Genomic DNA, 17709 nt, shown 5'->3' on the forward strand with positions numbered 1-17709 from the left:
CGCTTACACCTCCCTGTTATTTCAGCACGTTCAGATACTCTATCTGGGCATCTTCCGGTCCGGTCATAGAACATCCTTTTTCTTTTGCGTAAATAATATAATCTAAAATTTCTTTTGTAATCTCTTCCCCTGGCGCAAGAATCGGAATCCCCGGCGGGTAGCACATTACAAACTCACTGCAGACTCTTCCTACCGTATCGCTCAGCGGAAGAGACTCTTTTTCCGCATAAAATGATTCCTGCGGCGTGGTGACAACACGTGGGTCGATGTACTCTTGCGTCAACATTCCCGTTTTATCTTTTTGATAGCGTCTTTTTACTTCCGCCAAGGCACTCACAAGACGCTCCACTTCCTGCTTGCGGTCGCCGATGGACAGATATGCCAGAATGTTTCCGATATCTCCGAACTCAATCTGGATATCATACTCATCTCTCAAAATGTCATATACTTCGATTCCGGCAAGTCCCAGTTCCAGCGTATGAATCGAGAGCTTTGTCGTATCAAAATCAAAAATACTGCTCCCATTCACAAGCTCTTTGGAAAACGCATAATATCCGCCAATTTTATTAATCTCTTCTCTTGCATAGTCGGCAAGTGCAGCGACCTTTCCAAAAGCCTCTTTTCCGCGAAGCGCCAGATTTCTTCTGGAAATATCGAGACTGGACAGCAGCAGATATGAGCCACTCGTCGTCTGTGTCAGGTTAATGATCTGCCTTACATGCCCTTCTTTTACTCCTTCGCCAATGAGTAGAAATGAACTCTGTGTCAGGCTGCCACCGGATTTGTGCATACTGACAGATGCCATATCTGCCCCGGCTGCCATCGCCGAGATTGGCAAATTCTCTCCAAAGTAAAAATGCGTCCCATGCGCCTCATCCACAAGAACCTTCATATCCTGCTCATGCGCAAGTTTTACAATTGTCTTAAGATCCGAACAAATTCCATAATATGTCGGATTATTTACAAATACTGCCACTGCATCAGGATTTTCCCGAATCGCCTGCTCTACCTGTGACACTTTCATTCCAAGCGAAATTCCCAATTCTTTATCTACATCCGGATTCACATATACCGGATGCGCTCCACAAAGAACAAGAGCATTGATAACACTTCGATGTACATTTCGCGGAAGTATGATCTTATCGCCTTTTTTGCAGCAAGATAACACCATTGCCTGAACGGAAGAAGTTGTTCCGCCAACCATTAAAAATGCGTGTTTTGCTCCAAATGCATCTGCTGCCAGCTCCTCCGCCTCTTTGATGACCGATACCGGATGGCACAGATTATCGAGCGGTTTCATAGAATTCACGTCAATTCCAACACATTTTTCTCCAAGCAGTTCCACCAGTTCAGGATTGCCTCTTCCATGCTTATGCCCCGGAACATCAAACGGAACAATACGCATTCTTCGAAATCGTTCCAATGCCTCATATATCGGAGCTCTCTGCTGTAATTCTTTTTCCATCTTATCGTTCCTCTTTTCTATCAGGTTACTACAATTCCTTACCACGCGTAATTTTACATACAAAAAACGCAGGCAGGAATTTACATCATTCTTGCTTGCGTCTACTTCTTTATCACTTTCATGCGAACAATACAGTCCGAGACTGTCCTTCTTCACATTCCAGATATTTATGTTAGAGTCTATATAGCAAATATTTTACTTTTAATACTCTTATTGACCGTTTCACAAGTTGATGTGTTGTTCTCAACACCGGTTATAAAGTAACCAACTTATAAAATTTGAGCTTCTAACTCAATCAATAAGGCAGCATTCACTGCCAAAAATATTTGCATGAAACTCTAAACTTTTCTACGTTCCATACGTTTTGTATTTTATAATATTTTTGCCCATACATCAAGCACTTTTCACAGTTTTTTTGAAAATATTCACAAATTGGTTGCTGTCTGCTCCTGTCAGTCCGTAGAAGAAACACTCCTTTGAGGGGTCATACTTGCACGTAAAAGAAAAAGTTTTGTTTCTTCTAGTTTTTTCATATCCCATTTGTTATAATATGTGAAACACTATTAATCTAATATCACATTCAGAGGAGGATAATTTCATGGAATACAGAACAAAGGGAGTCTGTTCCCGTATGATAAAATTAGAACTTGACGGAGACACCATTCGCTCCGTAGAATTTGTTGGCGGATGCTCCGGTAACACACAGGGTGTTGCCCGTTTAGTAGAAGGTATGAAAGTAGACGATGCAATCGCCCGCATTGAAGGTATCAAATGCGGCCCACGTCCAACTTCCTGCCCAGACCAGCTTGCTCAGGCATTAAGACAAGCTACCGGAAAATAAATTTCAAAATTATCTTATATATTTTTATAAATCAGGCAAAAAAGATTGCGCATCTTTGCACGAAGTGCATTTTTTGAATTACAGGATTCCAAAGGAATTTCTTATAATTCAAAAAGAAAAGGAATGGATGATTCCATTCCTTTTTTACCCGGGGGAACTATCGCAGCCACTGCAAATCCGTAGATTTTTAGCTCTATGAGCTATGTGGTTTTGTTCTTGATGTAAGCTCTCTCTATAATTTTTGTTAGTTTATGAGTTTCCTCATAATTACGCTTGCAGTGGCTGCGACAGTTCCCCCAGAGAGATGCTAAATTATATGACGGTTATCTCCAAAGACTACTTGTCATTGAACTACTTACATCAGTATGTGCGTAGTGAACACTTCTGACACGATAATAGTATCCTTTTCCCACCGTTAGGTTTTTACTGCTCCCTACCGTCCATGCATCATTTTCATTTGCTGTCCACGATGTTACTCGTACCCAATTACTTCCGGATAGTCGTTCTACAATTACATTCACTGAGACATCACACTTTATCGCAGCACTAGTAATTCCACCTGCAACAATTTTACCCGAACCAGCATCCTTGATAATAGATGTACCACTCGATAAATATACTCCCTTTGTTTCTGGTTGCATCTGACCAATAATAACATCTCCTGTCAGCAAATACGAAAAATCTTCTTGTCCTTTTTCATTCTCCTGAGCTGATACTCGTAAATCAACCATTCCTAAACTTGCCACACTCAAGCAAAATGCACTTGCTACTGCTATTATTTTCTTCTTCATTTTCTCCTCCTTCTATATCCCTATACTATATATACACATAAGTCGGAAAAACTAACGCTATTTTTTAAAAAAAATGTAAATTTTTTATAATTTTTTTAAATTCTTCCTCTTCCATACCATTTCCAGTAATAAAATATTGAATATTACCATATTCAAATGCTGCCACAATACGTTGTGTTTTATCATTTACTTTATAGCTTTTTATCTCAATATTACTCCCTTTGACTTCTATAGTAGATTTTGCTATTGCCTGATCTTCCCTGTCCACACCAATCGAACCTTCGTTATAATTAATATTCACCTCATATCTGAGACTCGTATTTTCCTCACCGCTATAAATCATTTGAATATTCTGCATCTCAGAATAGATAATTTCCTCTTCAAACTGCATATTTTGAGGGAGATAATCCATCCTCACCGGATCAAACCCAAACTCATCTTTTATCTTCTGATACGCTTCTTCCTCTTCACTTACTTTTGCGGCTACAATATCCTCATCATCAGAGTCAAAATTCGTCTGTTCTCTGTCTCCTATGTTCCAATTAAATTTATGCAATATCCGCTCCGGTCCTCCAAAGCTTGTAATCCCCACCGCAAATGCTGACACAACTGCTGCGGCCAGCACCACATACTTGCGCCTCTTTTGTTTTCTTTTGTAAATTTTTCCAAGGCGAATTAACTCCTGTTGTTCTCCCGACAATGTCTCTTCCGGGGCGTAATGTTCTTCTTTATACTGCTTAATCTGTTCATACAACTTCTGATCAATCTCAGAAGGCGCTGTCAGATCTGCCACTTCCGGATCAGCCTCCACCTCTCGCATAATCTGATCCGCCTCTTTTTTCAGTTCTTCCTGCAAAAATCGTTTCATTTCCTCATCCATAATGTCTCCTTATGCAACCGTCAACAAATTCCTTACTGTTCACTCCACTACTTACGTTCTTTTCTCCATTCCTCTTGACCTTTGCCAAAATACTGTTTAATATTATTTTATAGAAAAAACTTCGGAGGAATGTTATGAAACGTATTATTCTTACCGGTGGTGGTACTGCCGGTCATGTTACACCTAATATTGCTTTACTGCCCCGTCTAAAAGAACTGGGATATGATATCCATTATATCGGTTCTTATACGGGTATTGAAAAAGATTTAATTAAACAATTTGAGATTCCTTATCACGGGATTTCCTCTGGTAAACTTCGCCGTTACTTCAGTGTGCAGAATTTTACAGACCCTTTTCGGGTTCTAAAAGGATTTCGCGAAGCAAATAAATTGATTAAAGAACTGAAGCCAGATGTTATCTTTTCCAAAGGCGGTTTCGTCTCCGTTCCGGTTGTCATGGCAGGAAAACGTCGTCACGTGCCAACCATCATTCATGAATCGGATATGACTCCGGGACTTGCGAACAAGATTTCGATTCCGTCCGCAACAAAAGTATGCTGCAACTTCCCGGAAACTTTAGAACATCTTCCAAAGGAGAAAGCAGTGCTTACCGGTTCACCGATTCGTCAGGAACTGTTAGAAGGGAGCAGATCTGCCGCACTTGAATTTTGCGGACTGACCGATGACAAACCTGTTATCTTAATTATTGGAGGCAGTCTTGGTTCTGTCGCTGTCAACAATGCTGTACGTTCTGTTCTTCCTGAATTATTAAAAGATTTTCATGTCATTCACCTTTGCGGAAAAGGAAAGATGGATGATTCTTTGAAATCTTTAAAAGGATATGTTCAGTTCGAATACATTCAAAATCAATTGAAAGACTTGTTCGCACTCACAGATGTTGTGATTTCAAGAGCTGGTGCTAATGCAATTTGCGAACTTCTTGCACTGCATAAGCCAAATCTTTTAATTCCGCTCTCTGCAAACGCAAGCCGCGGAGATCAGATTTTGAATGCACGTTCTTTTGAACGTCAAGGTTTCAGTATCGTTTTAGAGGAAGAGGAATTAAACAAAGACACACTTTTAGATTCCATTCACAAATTGTATCAACACAGAAACACTTACATAGACGCTATGAAGCATTCTTCACAGCAAGATTCTATCAATACAATTATTAACTTAATTCAAGAAGCTGTCCACTAAATTATTGGAACAAATCAGCAAATGGTGTCGTTACGACACCATTTGCTTTCTCAGAACCAACTGACAACCTCTCTGTATTCATTTTCGTAATTCTTTCGTATCCATTGTCTGGCTCTATATAGTCTGCTATTCAATACTTCAACTGCAATTCCTAATTGTTCTGCTGCCTCTTGTTGCGATTTTCCAAAACAATACACTTGTGTAACTGCATCATACCATATTCTGTGGTCTTTATATAAACATTCAAAAATGCTATCTTCCAACTCCTCTGCCCTTCTCTTTTGCTCTGTTCTCAAATAGTATTCTTCCATATTGTTTATATTGCAAAATTTGTCTTTTGTCTCCTTTAGTACCTCAAATACTTCTCCTAATATCTCACGCTTTTTATCTCGATTGTAATTAAACGTAAAATTTCTAGCGGTTGTTACCAACCACGGATAAACATTATCTAAATTTACATTTTCAAAGTAAATATATAGTTGAAAAAATGTCTTTTGTGTAATTTCATTTGCCAAATCTTCACATTTTGCATAATGCATAGCCACTTTAAAGATTGAATCTTTATACGCCCGATAGATACTGTCGAATTTTTTATCTTTTGTCGATTTTGATTCCACAATAAATATCTCCCGTTTTTATTACTTCTCGTTCATTTTCTTTAAAATGTACTCTTTATCTTCCTCTGTCAAAGTACCCAGTTTCCACTTAATGTCAACTGTGTCGTCTTTGTATCTAGGAATCAAATGCATATGATAGTGAAATACACTTTGTCCGGCTGCTGCCCCATTGTTCTGCACGATATTATAGCCCTCACATCCTAAAATATCGCTCAGTTTCGTCACAATCTTTTTTGCAAGCACAAGTACTTTCGCTGCAATCTCATCATCCAATTCGTATAAATTTGCATAATGCTCCTTCGGAAGAATCAACGCATGTCCTTTCGAAGCTGGCTCAATGTCCAGAATGACTCTAAAGTCATCATCCTCATACAATGTTGCAGATGGAATCTCTCCTGCTGCAATTTTACAAAAAATACAATTTTCATCTCTCATTTTTTCTTCCTTCTTTCTTTTATTAATCCCTTTTAAATGTCTGTTATTGTCGTATTTTGTCGACGAGATTTGTTTGAATAACCGTCATACCAATGCTACACTTTCATATGAAAGGCGGTGCGATCTATGCAACTAAATAAAAACGAACAATTAGTCATAAGTAAAATTTCACATGAACTTCGAAACCCACTTACAATTATATATAGTACCCTTCAGCTCATAGAGTCCAGACATCCTGAGGCGAGAACATTTGACCATTGGCACGAACTGATGCAGGATGTAGAATTTATGTCAGTACTCTTAGATGATCTTTCCCGATTCAATCATGCCGGCGCCCTTAATTTTTCAACGTTCTCTTTCCGTCCATTTTGGGAATATATCTCCCTTTCTTTCGCCGCATCTGTCGCGGATACAAAATTGGAATATTTTTCCAAAATAGATTCTTCTATTAATCAGATTACAGGAGATAAAACAAAATTACAAGAAGTATTTTTAAATCTTTTGAGAAATGCTGCCGATGCAGCTTCCCCTGACGGAACCATCTCCATGACGGCCGAGCAGTCCAAAGATTCCATCATCATCCAGGTTCAAGACAACGGATGCGGTATCTCCAAAGAGCATCTGAGTTCCATCTTCGAACCATTTACTACATATAAGAAAAACGGTACCGGCCTTGGGCTTTCGATTTCTGAAAGTATCATACAAGCCCATGGCGGAACAATTGAGGTTGACTCTGCTCCACAAAAAGGATCAACGTTTCGGATTACGCTTCCAACAAAGCAGTGCTGTAACGAGAATTCCTGTCAGCAATCCTCCCACATGGGCCAGGTTGTCAACGCCCCCGCTTGTAAAACCGGTATATAAGCTGATAAGAATCATCACGATCATACCCTGTTTTGTGATATTTCCAACTCTTCCATGATTTAAAATCGCAAGACACAGCAAGGCTCCGGTCAGTCCAAAAATTGCACCGGACGCCCCTGCTGATACGCTATAATCCTGTCTCCATATATCTGCTGCCATGGACAATAGATTTCCTCCCAACCCGCTCAAAAGATATATCGTAAGAAATCTTGCTTTTCCGACAAACATCTCTACATTCCATCCGACCACCACAAGTGTAAGCATGTTATTCATCAGATGTGAAAAACCAAAATGTAAAAATATACACGTAAACAACCGGTAATATTCCTTATATTCCACTACATACGGGACATACATTGCTCCATGTTCCAACATATACATCCCATCTTCTGTTCTCCCTCCGAAAGAAAGAAGTAAAAAAACAATGACATTTACTGCAGCAATTCCAATTGTACAAACTGCTTTTTTCTGATTTCCCATAAAAATTTCCTTTCTATAAAATAAATATATCCTAATTATAGAAAGTTTGTACCTGAATTACAAGTCATCCTGTTCAATATGGATTTCGTCCCAATATCCCCATTTTCCTTTTTTCTTTTTGTCCAAAAGCCGTTTTACCGGTTCCCAAAAATCTTTTTTCTCATGAATCTCCGGTATTCCCTGTTCTTCCATACGCTCTTCATAATTCACAGCCGGAATCATTCTTTCTTCTTTTTTCTCCTCCTGAACTGCTTCCACCAACTCGTTCATAATACGTTCAATACTATAATTTTCTTCCATTGATGCCTTATGAATACTGTAGGCAAAATGAACCCCTTCTTTCTCCCTATAGTTCACCTCACTTACAAAGTATTCTGTCAGTCTGTGAAACTCTTCTTTCAATTCACACTCACACCTCGGAAAATAACAGAAATAAAATTCCTCTTTCTCGCAATAAATATATTCCGGATCCAGCAATATGCAGTTTGCCTCCAACATAAATTTACGAATTGTTTTAATCGTACGAAGTAATGCATACACAAGATTTTTCATCTCCTCATAGCTTAAGTTTGCCTTTTCATGAATTGCCTTTAAGGATACCTTCCCGCTGATATCGTAATAATACTGACTGATATTATCTACATACCGAATATCTGTCTTCAAAAGTCCGGGAATTGTGTTTTCCTTCAGCATATAAATCTGATAATCTTCCGCCTCGCTCTCCACTCCTTCCAAAATTAAATATGCCTTCTTTAAATCATTCTTATAACACGCTTTCACTTGGTATCTCCTATCTTTTCTTCTATTTTTTTATTTTTCGCACATTTCGAATATACGTTTCCGGTTCTGTCTGTTTCACCGATGCACTAACGTTTATCTTCATCCGCCTCTTTTTCGCACTGCACGTGACCGTAATCTCTTCTTTTTCCACTTCTATGTTTTCTTTCACATTAGAAAAAACAATCAGCTTCCCTTTTATTCTTCTTCTAAAATATGCCTCTAACTCCTCTTTTTTATAACTCTTTCTTTCACTTCCTACCACAGCTGTCTCATATGCAGCCCCCGACAGAATATTCTTGTCATGAAAATAAAATATGATATATACGCTTGCCATAAACACCATTAAAATAATCGGCACAACAAAAGATGCCTCTATTGTAAAACTGCCATTTTGGTTCTTCTTCACAGCATGATCACCCCCAAATACGCTGCGGTCAAAAACGGGACAAACGGAACTGTGACATTCTTCTTCCACTGTTTGATTACAATGCCTGCAAGTGAGACAAGTCCTGTAAGAAAAAATGCAGTTGTCGCAACTTCCAACATACTGATACCTCCCAGATATATCCCCATATTTCCAAGAAGCCAACTATCTCCATATCCAATCGCTTGGTTTGTATATTTACTGATGAGCCAGAATATCGCTCCCATCAATGCACCTCCTGCCATACCAGCTATTTCCTGTCTTATAAAAATCAAACGAATCATAATTACGGTAAGACTCATAATGATCAGCAGCACCGTCGGTATTTTCTTTGTGCGAAGATCACTTATACTACACCAAAGCAAAAACAAAAGCATAATAAAATCCTCTATTTTACACATCTTTTACACCCTCCTCTTCCAAAAACTTCGGATAAAGGCACTGCATATACCGTTCGTTTTAGTCTGCTGCACGAAAGTGATCCATGATATCGATTACCCGTATCTGTGATGTATACCATTTGCTTTCCAAATGTTTTTCTCATACACGATTCACATGGATAATATTTTCCTCCACTTTCATTTCTCAATTGTTCCACATCTGATATGGCAACCGACTTTATAGACAATTCCAAATACGTGCAATCTGCATCTTTATGATATACAATTCCGGTATCTGTAATATAGACAGTCTCATCACTTTGATTTCCAAATCCATTTCCGGCATAGCCATTCCACCCTTTCACCCGCATAGATTCTTCCTGTACAATTGCAGGGATACGAAACATTAAAATAGGAACTTCAACCTTATATATCAATGACAGATCCATAATTCCTGTACTTCCCCATGCCATTGACTTCCTACAGTCTATTCCATCCGAACCGCCAGAAATAACACTGTGATCCAGCCATGTTTCTCCCACATGTTCTACAATATGTTTTTCCAGCTTCCCTCGTATTACAAGCGGATTAACATATGCTTCCTCCGCGATTTCTTTTGCTGCACAATGGAGTGCAGATCTCATCACAGTCTGGACATTCATAATTTCCAGCAAATACACAAGGCTCAACACTGCAAAAAAGAATATTGGCACCACCAACGCAGCCTCCACCGTGACACTTCCTTCAGAGGTGAATGAAGATGCCCTTTTCGATAAAGAGATGACATTTATTTGGGAGAGATGTGTCAAAAAAGAGTCTTTCTCCTTTCTTTTTTGTTTTTGATCATTTTTATAGTTTCTTTTGTGAGTATTATTGAATCGAAAGGACATCTTCATTCACCCCTTTTCTTTTATTGATATCCAAAATATGTTGAAAATTCATATTGTACGCCACGCCGCAGTTTACATTTGCTTTCAATCTCTATACGCATCACACAGTTATCTGCCTTTAGGTCCAGATTCTGTTCTATTAAATCCAAAGCCCGCATAGATAATGTCTCTTTATCTTGCAGAATCAATAATCCTTTTAAATAATCCCGGTATGTCAGCCCTTCTCCTGTATCCTGATCCACATCTTGTATTCCCTGCTCTCCGATATTCAAAAGTTCTGACAGCTTCAGTTTCCAAGTCTCCTTACTTTTTACAAGCGGCACTTTCCTTCCCGCTACAAGAGTCCGAAGATCTGCAAGCCCCTCACCATACGCCCATGCCAACAGGATTGCATGCTTTACGACCTCTGTAATTCCCGGAACAGTAAGGAGCGTACATAAAGACAGCGCCAGAACTTCCGCCTCCGCTTTCTTTACCTCATCCGTAAGCAGATATGCATAATTGATTCCAAGTCGAATTGGCAATATTTTCTTTACAACGGCTTCTAGATTCTTCTGATCATTTTCATACCCTCCAATCAGATATTCCAACTCATAGTCCAATGCACGTTCCTCCTTCGTTTGCGTAATATCCGCAAAATGTTCCAGCAGATATTTTTCAAAAAAGAGTTTTCCGGTCACTTCATTTTTCTTTTCTTTTTCTGCAAAATTCCCTTTTCCTGTATTTAGTTCACGCACTGAGGCAAGTTCCTCTTTTTTTACACATTTCTCTGATAATTGTTCTGGATTTTCCACAATGATTTGTAATAGATTTGATTTTTGAATTGACGAGACGGATTCGATTGGATTATTTTCACTTGGCAGACTTTCTTCTGTCCCCTCAAGCATAGAGTCCAAATTTTCCTGAACCTCCGTCTCTTCTTTCTCAAAGTCTTTCCCACTTTCTTCTTGTTCTTCCCAATATGAGGTATCTTCTTCGATATGGTCTAACCCAATTTTACTTTTCACATAGCGAACTGCCTGACGATAAAATGCAGCCCCTCTGTTGTCTGTCAACAACTCTGACTTCTCCACCTGATTTGCGTTCTCCTGCGCGCCATAATATTCCAGACGCTTTAGAATCTTTCCCTCATCTAATCTTCCCTCTCCATAACCTGCATCCAATGCAAACAAATCATATTCCTCTAACAGCTGTTTTTGATATTCCGCAAATACACTTTCCACAGCAAGGATCGTATCTGCTCTTTTATAATTTTTGAGCACTTGAATTGATGCACTTTCTACCATTGCACCTAGAAACGACAAGATCAAAAGAAAAACAAGACTTAAAAACGCAGTGATCTCTCCTTTTTGCACCTGTCCACCTGCCTTATATTCTTCCACTTTCACTTGTGATTTTATCAAAAATGGACTGTACCAAATCTGTAAGCTGCGATTTAAAAATAATAACCAGACCAATCAACACGACCAGAATCAAAATCACCTCCACGACCCCGATTCCTTTTTCTTCTTTCATAAATTCCAAAAATCTTCTTATCTTCTTCATATACCTTCTCCTCCTGTAACTTCATACATTCTTATAACTGCATGGATAAAAATGCCGGAACAATCACGATGACAAGTACAATTGCAAGCATTCCAAACATTGGCGCAAGAAGTTTTGTTCCGGCCTCCTCACCCAATCGCTTCGCTCTGCTTTTTCTATTCTCAAATGCCTGATCCGATTCATTTCGCAGCAAATCTGTCATCCCTTTTGTTCCTTTTTTCAGATTCTGTGCAAGCAATGCCCCGAATTTCATATACACCGAGATTCCACACCGCTTACCAAATCTTTCATACGCCTCCGCCTCTGTGATTCCGCTTTGCATTTCATTGCAGGTGTATCGCATCTCTTCATACGCTGCCCGCTCTCCGGTACATATCTTCTGCTCTTCATAATTTTTCACAATCCTTTCCCACACGTTTTTCGTTGTCATTCCTGTACTTAAAAGAAGTGCAAATTTATTAATAATCTCAGGATAATCTGTAAGCATTTGTTCTTTACGTGCCTTTCTTGCTTTTTGTTCATTCTGTTTTTTCAATGCAATCATAAGCACAGCACTCACCCCGCCAAGTACAAGTACATAATAGCCTCTTGCTTCCACTTTCTTTTTCCAGTGAATTGGTTGTCCGTTTATTTTTTTCGGAAGCGAAAATACTTTTTCAGTCTTTGTTGTTTTTTCTTTTTCTTCCACCAATTGCAAAACATCCGACAGTAATTTTTCTTCTTTGCTCTTCGACTCCGGATATACCATTGCATTTGTCACGTACAAAGCCTCCTCTCCACCATACGTAAGCTTTCCGGTAAGCTCTACCAGCGTTCCCTCTGCTTTTGTCTTTTCTGTCTGAATCTCTCCTTGCACATTCATCACTTCATAATGATCCAGCTCCCACTGAATCTGCACCGGATAATCTTTCCACTCCGTAAGCAGATTCAGGTCTTTCTCCACACGGTCAAGGCTTTTATTTTCACCTAAAATAACCTCATCCATTTTCTCCATCACTCGTTTGAAAATTTTTTTGGTCTCCTGTGATGTATACCTTTGTTCTTCCACATCTATCGTAACTTCTTTTTCTTTCAATGTCTGTCCGATCGTGATCTCATAAGTCTCTCGTCTGCTTCCGCCGCCATAGACATTCCGCTCGATTTCTCCTGAATCTTTTTCTTGTCTGTCCAGCCAAAAGAGTCCGAGTGCAATCGTATTTGCACAAAACAAAATCAATAAAATCTGCCTTCCTGTCTTTTCCTCACACCACACAAAAATTTTTCGTTTCTGCTTCTGAAGCACTAAAAAAAGTAATACCACATATCCGATAATACATATGATCATGATCTACACCTCAATTTCTACAATTCGTTTTCCAATCTCATATGCAATGACATATCCTAAAAAACAAATTGTCATAATTACAACTCCGGCTGCATTGCCATACAAAACTCCCATAAACTCCGGAAAACTGAACTTCATATAGCAGATCATCCCGAATGGTATCGCCGACATAACTTTAAATTCCAGCTTTTTAGAGGCAATAATCGTTCCAATCTCTCTTCTTATATCTGCCTTCTCCGACATCTGCTGTACCGTATTGCGAATAATCGCAATCATATCGCCGCCGCTTCTTTTTGCCATTACAAATACTGTCACAAACGTCTGAACATCCTCCTCGCCAGTCCGTTGTGAAAACTCCTGAAGCACTTTCTCCATTGTTACATTCACATCCAGTTGTCGAACCATATACCGGAATTCCCGCACGATCAGCTCATCTTTCTTATATATGATCTGCAGATCTTTTAATGCCTCACGCATTGCATTTTCGACTGAGTATCCTACGTTTAATGCTGTCGCCAAAGACTGTACTGCCTCCTTAAACTGTAGCTGAAACACATTTTTTCTTTTTTCTATCCACTGTTTTTCCCATGATTTTAAAAAATAGACTAAATAAGGTGCCAATAGAATTGCACATAGACATGTCCCATAGAATAAATACGAAAACATTAAAATTACAAAACTGCCTGTTAATACCGCCAACAGATAATCACGTCTGCGAATGTCCTGCTGCCAATAATTTTTCTTTCTTTTGTATCTCATGTAATTTTACCCATTCTCCTTTGATTTTCCCTCCAATCATCTCCGTCTCCTGAAACTCATACAACGTCTGAAGCTGGATCTTCCCGTCCTCATACCCTAATACCTCAACAATCTGTAAAAGCTTTCTGCTTCTGTCTCTCAGTCTTCCAAGGTGTATAATAATATCAATTGCTGAGGCAATCTGTCTCTGAATTGCCGTAAGCGGAATGTCCATTCCCATCAGAACCATTGTCTCTAATCGGCTGAGCATATCCTCCGGACTGTTCGAATGCCCGCTGCTCGCTCCGCAATGTCCGGTATTCAGACTCTGCAGCATGTCGATCGCCTCACTTCCGCGCACTTCACCGACAATAATTCTCGTTGGGCGCATTCGAAGCGCCGATTTGATTAAATCGCGAATCGAAATCTCTCCTGTTCCTTCCACATTTGCATTTCTCGCCTCAAGACGAACCAGATTCGGAACATTTTTGATTCTCAGCTCTGCATTGTCCTCAATCGTAATTATCCTCTCATCTTTTGGGATGAAGTCCGACAATGCATTTAAAAAAGTGGTTTTCCCAGAACCTGTTCCACCGCTGATAAAAATATTGTATTTTGCTTCCATCAGCCGCTTTAAAAATGGCACAAGCTCCGGTCCGACTGCCTCCCACTGTACAAGCTGCTCCATTGTGATATTCTCTTTCGGAAATTTTCGAATTGTCACAATCGGACCATTTAACGCAACCGGATAAAGTACCACATTGACTCTGGAACCATCCGGAAGCCTTGCATCCACAATCGGTGAAGCTTCGTTTACAATCCGGTTTGAACCCGCTACAATCTGCTGAATCACATCTTCCAGTTTTGTCCTTGTGATAAATCTCTTTTCAAGTTCCAAAATCTTTCCCTGCTTCTCCACAAAAATATGATCAGTTCCATTGATCATAATCTCCGTAATTTCATCATCTTCAATCAGTTCCTGCAAAATATCAAGCTTTCGGAATGTATTGAACAGTTCCTTTCCAAGACCTGATTTTTGTTTCAATGGTATATAGGACTCTTTTCCCTTTTCTTCTAAAGTCCGGTGTATGATCTCTACAAGTTCGTCATCTTCCACTTCCTTCGACAGATCCAGCTCCGCCAGAATTTTCTCATATAATTCTTCCATCTGAATCATAGACGTTCCTCCTTCACAAGCCTCCTTACCGCATTTTCAATATCCTGTGGGACAATAAACGAATATGTTTTTTCTGACAGTCTCTCCAACTGCAGTGTCTGCAGATTCTCCTCATACTGCCGCAGTTTTCCCTGTGAGATACTATCCTCTAAAATTGGCATATAAATCCTGTCACACAAATCCAGCATCTGAAAAAGTCCCTGCACACATTCGCCGACATCCAAAAGAATCACCTCATAGACGCTGTCCTCCACAATCTGTTTCAGCAAAACTTCCCATTCTTCCCAAAGTACCTCCTTCAAATCAAGACTTACCGGCATCGGCGGAATATAATCCAATTCATCCATTTTCCTGACCAGCATTCCAAGCCGAAGTCCAAAATTACTGTTCTCCTGTCTTGTATAATACAGGACGTCTCCAAGATTTCCACCGTCTGCCTGTGTAAATATTCCGCCATATCCGAAATATTCTTCCAGATTCAAATACAGCACTTTTTTACATCTCGCCAGTTCTTTTCCAAACGCCACTGCAAAGCTTGTCTTTCCCGCTCTGTGGATAGGCGAGTATACCGCCAGCATTTTAACCGATTCCTTTTTCACACTTCGCATCATATTTTCTTTTGTTCTCTCAAAATATGTCTCCAGAATCTCTGACAATATCTGATCCACGCACTGATACTTGTAAACACACTTTTCATCCTGAGACACATTCTGAAAATTACCTGTCGTCAGCACAAAAATCTGTTCTGCCTCCACTCCTTTTCGCTCTTTCTTCGCACAGGTTTCATCTATGACCAAGATATGAATATTTTTATCCCGCGAAAGTATCTTTACATTTTCCCAGGTACTGCATACATATACCCTCACCGCAAATTCTTTTCGCTCCATAATATTTTCCATTAATTTCTCGGCATATTTGACTTCCTGATCGCATATTACAATATTCTTCTCACTCAAATACTCCCTCCTTCGTATTTTATTTTTCAACTTTGGATTTCTCGCCGGAATCGGCTTTTGATCTTTGAAAATTTAAGATTAACTAACTTGTACATTGCATTATAAACGCCTTTTTCTCTCTTGTCCATATCATTTTTTCAAATATTTTATTTTTGTGCAACCTCTATAAAATTTTGTACGCCAATATCCCGTAAAGCATCGCAACCCCTGGCACTCCAAGGATTCCGGATGTCAAAAAGGAAATTCCGTTTAATCCTACTCTCAGAGAGATCCCCCTATATTCCAGATACTGATTGACAAAAAAAATGAGTCCCATACCGACTACTGCTCTGACAATAAAGTTAATAAGAAAACTGGTTTTCGGCTCTTCCTGCATTATATTTTTCCCCCTGCTTTTTGTTACAGAATATGTGCAAGCTCCTCGTTTTATTCCGATTTTTCCTTTGCAAATATGGTATTTTATTCTATTTTTTGTCTATACTAGATAAAAGAGACTATTTACAAGAATGAGGGGTGTCATATGAAACTATTCCAAAAGAACTGCCAAAGAGAAACATCCGAATACAATATACACGAAGAAATCGAAAAGGTAAAAGCACAGATGGACGCCGCATATTCCAATTTTCAAAATGCCGTCGACCCAGATTTGATTGACTGCTGCATTTTTGAAAGCAATGCTGCATGGAAAAAATATCGTTTTTTATTGAGACAGGCTAAAGGGCAACGTTCCTGACACTAAAATACGGGGGCTTAAAAAAGTCCCCGTTCCATACTCTGTTACAAAACAATCTTTATCTCACGTCCTGTGCGATGATATTGGTAATACCGTACTCCTGCCGCATCCATCATGCGTTTTGATGCGATCACAGACGGTGTGTCTGCATATTTATCGCAGTCATATATCACCTCTCGTATTCCACTTTGAATGATTGCTTTCGCACATTCATTACACGGAAACAGTGAGACATAAAGCTTCGCTCCTGCAAGACTTCCACCGCTGTAGTTCAAAATCGCATTCAGCTCACTGTGGGTTGAGTACAAATATTTTGTCTCCAGCGGATCATCGCCTTCCCTTTCCCAAGGGAACTCATCGTCCGAGCACCCGATCGGGAAACCATTATACCCCATAGAAAGTATCTTATTATCCTGACTGACAATGCAACACCCTACCTGTGTACTTGGGTCCTTGGATCTCATACCAGAGAGCATCGCAACTCCCATAAAATATTCGTCCCATGAAATATAATCTTTTCTCTTCTCAGTCATGACAACACACCTCCACATGAACTATTTTGTACCAAAAATACGATCTCCTGCATCTCCCAATCCCGGAACAATATATCCGTGATCGTTCAATTTTTCATCCAATGCAGCAATATAAATATCTACATCCGGATGTTCTTTCTGCAGACGTTCCACACCTTCCGGTGACGCAATGATACACATGAAGTGAATGTTTTTGACACCTTTTTCTTTTAGCATCTGAATTGCCGCAACACAGGAACCTCCTGTTGCAAGCATCGGATCTACCACGTACACTTCTCTTTCATTACAGTCTGACGGAAGTTTGCAGTAATATTCTACAGGCTCCAATGTCTCCGGATCACGATACAGACCGATATGTCCTACTTTTGCAGCCGGAATCATTGCAAGCATACCTTCTACCATACCAAGTCCTGCACGCAAAATCGGTACGACAGCAAGTTTTTTCCCTGCCAGTTCTTTGACAGTCGTCTCACAAATCGGTGTTTTGATCTTGACATCCTGGAGCTTCAAGTTTCTTGTAGATTCATAACACATCAACATTGCAATCTCACTGATCATCTGACGAAAATCCTTTGATCCAACCTCTTCTCTTCTAATAATCCCTACTTTATGCTGGATCAGCGGATGATCCATAACGTATACTTTTGACATACTCTT

At 39.6% G+C, this 17709-nt stretch carries 23 protein-coding genes; 4 read left to right on the forward strand and 19 right to left on the reverse strand.

Translation table 11 applies throughout. From position 1 onward, the window contains the following. Nucleotides 1-16 precede the first annotated feature (16 nt). Nucleotides 17-1465 (reverse strand): aminotransferase class I/II-fold pyridoxal phosphate-dependent enzyme, encoded by a 1449-nt coding sequence (locus AC6I5B_RS17665; RefSeq protein ID WP_044987320.1) that lies wholly within the window; start codon nucleotides 1463-1465, stop codon nucleotides 17-19. 598 nt (nucleotides 1466-2063) lie between these two features. On the opposite strand from AC6I5B_RS17665, the gene AC6I5B_RS17670 reads away from it, so the two are divergent. Next, on the forward strand, nucleotides 2064-2306 hold the full coding sequence (locus AC6I5B_RS17670) for a TIGR03905 family TSCPD domain-containing protein (protein ID WP_022250666.1): 243 nt from the start codon (nucleotides 2064-2066) through the stop codon (nucleotides 2304-2306). 323 nt (nucleotides 2307-2629) lie between these two features. Here AC6I5B_RS17670 and AC6I5B_RS17675 read toward each other — a convergent pair whose 3' ends face one another. Both AC6I5B_RS17675 and AC6I5B_RS17680 read right to left on the reverse strand, forming a co-directional pair. Then, nucleotides 2630-3097, reverse strand: coding sequence for a DUF6147 family protein (locus AC6I5B_RS17675; protein WP_022250665.1), 468 nt, complete (start codon nucleotides 3095-3097; stop codon nucleotides 2630-2632). A 64-nt stretch (nucleotides 3098-3161) separates the two neighbouring features. Next, nucleotides 3162-3977 carry a DUF4367 domain-containing protein gene (locus AC6I5B_RS17680; RefSeq protein WP_022250664.1) on the reverse strand — a complete coding sequence of 272 codons (816 nt, stop codon included), beginning with the start codon at nucleotides 3975-3977 and terminating at the stop codon, nucleotides 3162-3164. Between the two features lie 134 nt (nucleotides 3978-4111). Between AC6I5B_RS17680 and murG the strand changes: the two genes are divergently transcribed. Next, nucleotides 4112-5176: an undecaprenyldiphospho-muramoylpentapeptide beta-N-acetylglucosaminyltransferase gene (murG, locus tag AC6I5B_RS17685; RefSeq protein WP_004613082.1), complete on the forward strand. Its 1065-nt coding sequence runs from the start codon at nucleotides 4112-4114 to the stop codon at nucleotides 5174-5176. Between the two features lie 50 nt (nucleotides 5177-5226). Here murG and AC6I5B_RS17690 read toward each other — a convergent pair whose 3' ends face one another. After that, complete coding sequence (locus tag AC6I5B_RS17690) at nucleotides 5227-5793, reverse strand: RNA polymerase sigma factor (protein ID WP_004613083.1); 567 nt, start codon at nucleotides 5791-5793, stop codon at nucleotides 5227-5229. A 21-nt stretch (nucleotides 5794-5814) separates the two neighbouring features. Further along, complete coding sequence (locus tag AC6I5B_RS17695; protein ID WP_004613084.1) at nucleotides 5815-6228, reverse strand: HIT family protein; 414 nt, start codon at nucleotides 6226-6228, stop codon at nucleotides 5815-5817. Between the two features lie 126 nt (nucleotides 6229-6354). On the opposite strand from AC6I5B_RS17695, the gene AC6I5B_RS17700 reads away from it, so the two are divergent. Further along, nucleotides 6355-7092 (forward strand): sensor histidine kinase, encoded by a 738-nt coding sequence (locus tag AC6I5B_RS17700; RefSeq protein WP_022250663.1) that lies wholly within the window; start codon nucleotides 6355-6357, stop codon nucleotides 7090-7092. On the opposite strand, the gene AC6I5B_RS17705 is transcribed toward AC6I5B_RS17700, so the two are convergent. The 12 genes from AC6I5B_RS17705 to AC6I5B_RS17760 all read right to left on the reverse strand — a co-directional run bounded on the left by AC6I5B_RS17705 (nucleotide 6979) and on the right by AC6I5B_RS17760 (nucleotide 16162). Beyond that, complete coding sequence (locus tag AC6I5B_RS17705) at nucleotides 6979-7572, reverse strand: rhomboid family intramembrane serine protease (protein ID WP_004613086.1); 594 nt, start codon at nucleotides 7570-7572, stop codon at nucleotides 6979-6981. The two genes, AC6I5B_RS17700 and AC6I5B_RS17705, sit on opposite strands and share 114 nt — an antisense overlap. 57 nt (nucleotides 7573-7629) lie before the next feature. Continuing rightward, nucleotides 7630-8352, reverse strand: coding sequence for a DUF6382 domain-containing protein (locus AC6I5B_RS17710; protein WP_004613087.1), 723 nt, complete (start codon nucleotides 8350-8352; stop codon nucleotides 7630-7632). Between the two features lie 22 nt (nucleotides 8353-8374). Beyond that, nucleotides 8375-8758 (reverse strand): TadE family protein, encoded by a 384-nt coding sequence (locus AC6I5B_RS17715; protein WP_173691462.1) that lies wholly within the window; start codon nucleotides 8756-8758, stop codon nucleotides 8375-8377. Then, the gene (locus AC6I5B_RS17720) at nucleotides 8755-9177 is read right to left on the reverse strand and encodes a prepilin peptidase (protein WP_117787348.1); all 423 of its coding nucleotides are present in this window, start codon (nucleotides 9175-9177) and stop codon (nucleotides 8755-8757) included. The genes AC6I5B_RS17715 and AC6I5B_RS17720 overlap by 4 nt, the downstream gene beginning before the upstream one ends. Then, entirely contained in the window at nucleotides 9165-9872 is a 708-nt protein-coding gene (locus tag AC6I5B_RS17725) for a pilus assembly protein (protein WP_227038995.1), read from the reverse strand. The genes AC6I5B_RS17720 and AC6I5B_RS17725 overlap by 13 nt, the downstream gene beginning before the upstream one ends. A gap of 194 nt (nucleotides 9873-10066) precedes the next feature. Beyond that, nucleotides 10067-11449, reverse strand: a complete 1383-nt coding sequence (locus AC6I5B_RS17730) for a DUF5702 domain-containing protein (RefSeq protein WP_181989664.1) — start codon at nucleotides 11447-11449, stop codon at nucleotides 10067-10069. After that, nucleotides 11415-11591 (reverse strand): Flp1 family type IVb pilin, encoded by a 177-nt coding sequence (locus AC6I5B_RS17735; RefSeq protein WP_022250659.1) that lies wholly within the window; start codon nucleotides 11589-11591, stop codon nucleotides 11415-11417. Before AC6I5B_RS17735 ends, AC6I5B_RS17730 begins: the two co-directional genes overlap by 35 nt. A gap of 31 nt (nucleotides 11592-11622) precedes the next feature. Beyond that, the gene (locus AC6I5B_RS17740) at nucleotides 11623-12915 is read right to left on the reverse strand and encodes a type II secretion system F family protein (RefSeq protein ID WP_004613172.1); all 1293 of its coding nucleotides are present in this window, start codon (nucleotides 12913-12915) and stop codon (nucleotides 11623-11625) included. Between the two features lie 3 nt (nucleotides 12916-12918). Continuing rightward, on the reverse strand, nucleotides 12919-13674 hold the full coding sequence (locus AC6I5B_RS17745; RefSeq protein WP_044987341.1) for a type II secretion system F family protein: 756 nt from the start codon (nucleotides 13672-13674) through the stop codon (nucleotides 12919-12921). Then, the gene (locus AC6I5B_RS17750; RefSeq protein ID WP_004613174.1) at nucleotides 13622-14830 is read right to left on the reverse strand and encodes a TadA family conjugal transfer-associated ATPase; all 1209 of its coding nucleotides are present in this window, start codon (nucleotides 14828-14830) and stop codon (nucleotides 13622-13624) included. The genes AC6I5B_RS17745 and AC6I5B_RS17750 overlap by 53 nt, the downstream gene beginning before the upstream one ends. Next, nucleotides 14827-15786 (reverse strand): P-loop NTPase family protein, encoded by a 960-nt coding sequence (locus tag AC6I5B_RS17755; RefSeq protein ID WP_044987347.1) that lies wholly within the window; start codon nucleotides 15784-15786, stop codon nucleotides 14827-14829. Before AC6I5B_RS17755 ends, AC6I5B_RS17750 begins: the two co-directional genes overlap by 4 nt. Before the next feature lie 163 nt (nucleotides 15787-15949). Continuing rightward, entirely contained in the window at nucleotides 15950-16162 is a 213-nt protein-coding gene (locus AC6I5B_RS17760) for a pro-sigmaK processing inhibitor BofA family protein (RefSeq protein WP_004613176.1), read from the reverse strand. Between the two features lie 144 nt (nucleotides 16163-16306). Here AC6I5B_RS17760 and AC6I5B_RS17765 point away from each other — a divergent pair, with 144 nt between their 5' ends. Beyond that, nucleotides 16307-16519 (forward strand): YaaL family protein, encoded by a 213-nt coding sequence (locus AC6I5B_RS17765; protein WP_270651516.1) that lies wholly within the window; start codon nucleotides 16307-16309, stop codon nucleotides 16517-16519. A gap of 44 nt (nucleotides 16520-16563) precedes the next feature. On the opposite strand, the gene AC6I5B_RS17770 is transcribed toward AC6I5B_RS17765, so the two are convergent. Both AC6I5B_RS17770 and upp read right to left on the reverse strand, forming a co-directional pair. Beyond that, a complete protein-coding gene (locus AC6I5B_RS17770; protein ID WP_004613178.1) occupies nucleotides 16564-17052 on the reverse strand; it encodes a deoxycytidylate deaminase in 489 nt (162 codons plus the stop codon). A 21-nt stretch (nucleotides 17053-17073) separates the two neighbouring features. Next, on the reverse strand, nucleotides 17074-17703 hold the full coding sequence (gene upp, locus AC6I5B_RS17775; protein ID WP_004613179.1) for a uracil phosphoribosyltransferase: 630 nt from the start codon (nucleotides 17701-17703) through the stop codon (nucleotides 17074-17076). Nucleotides 17704-17709: the final 6 nt, after the last annotated feature.

This window comes from Faecalimonas nexilis, from assembly GCF_059731825.1.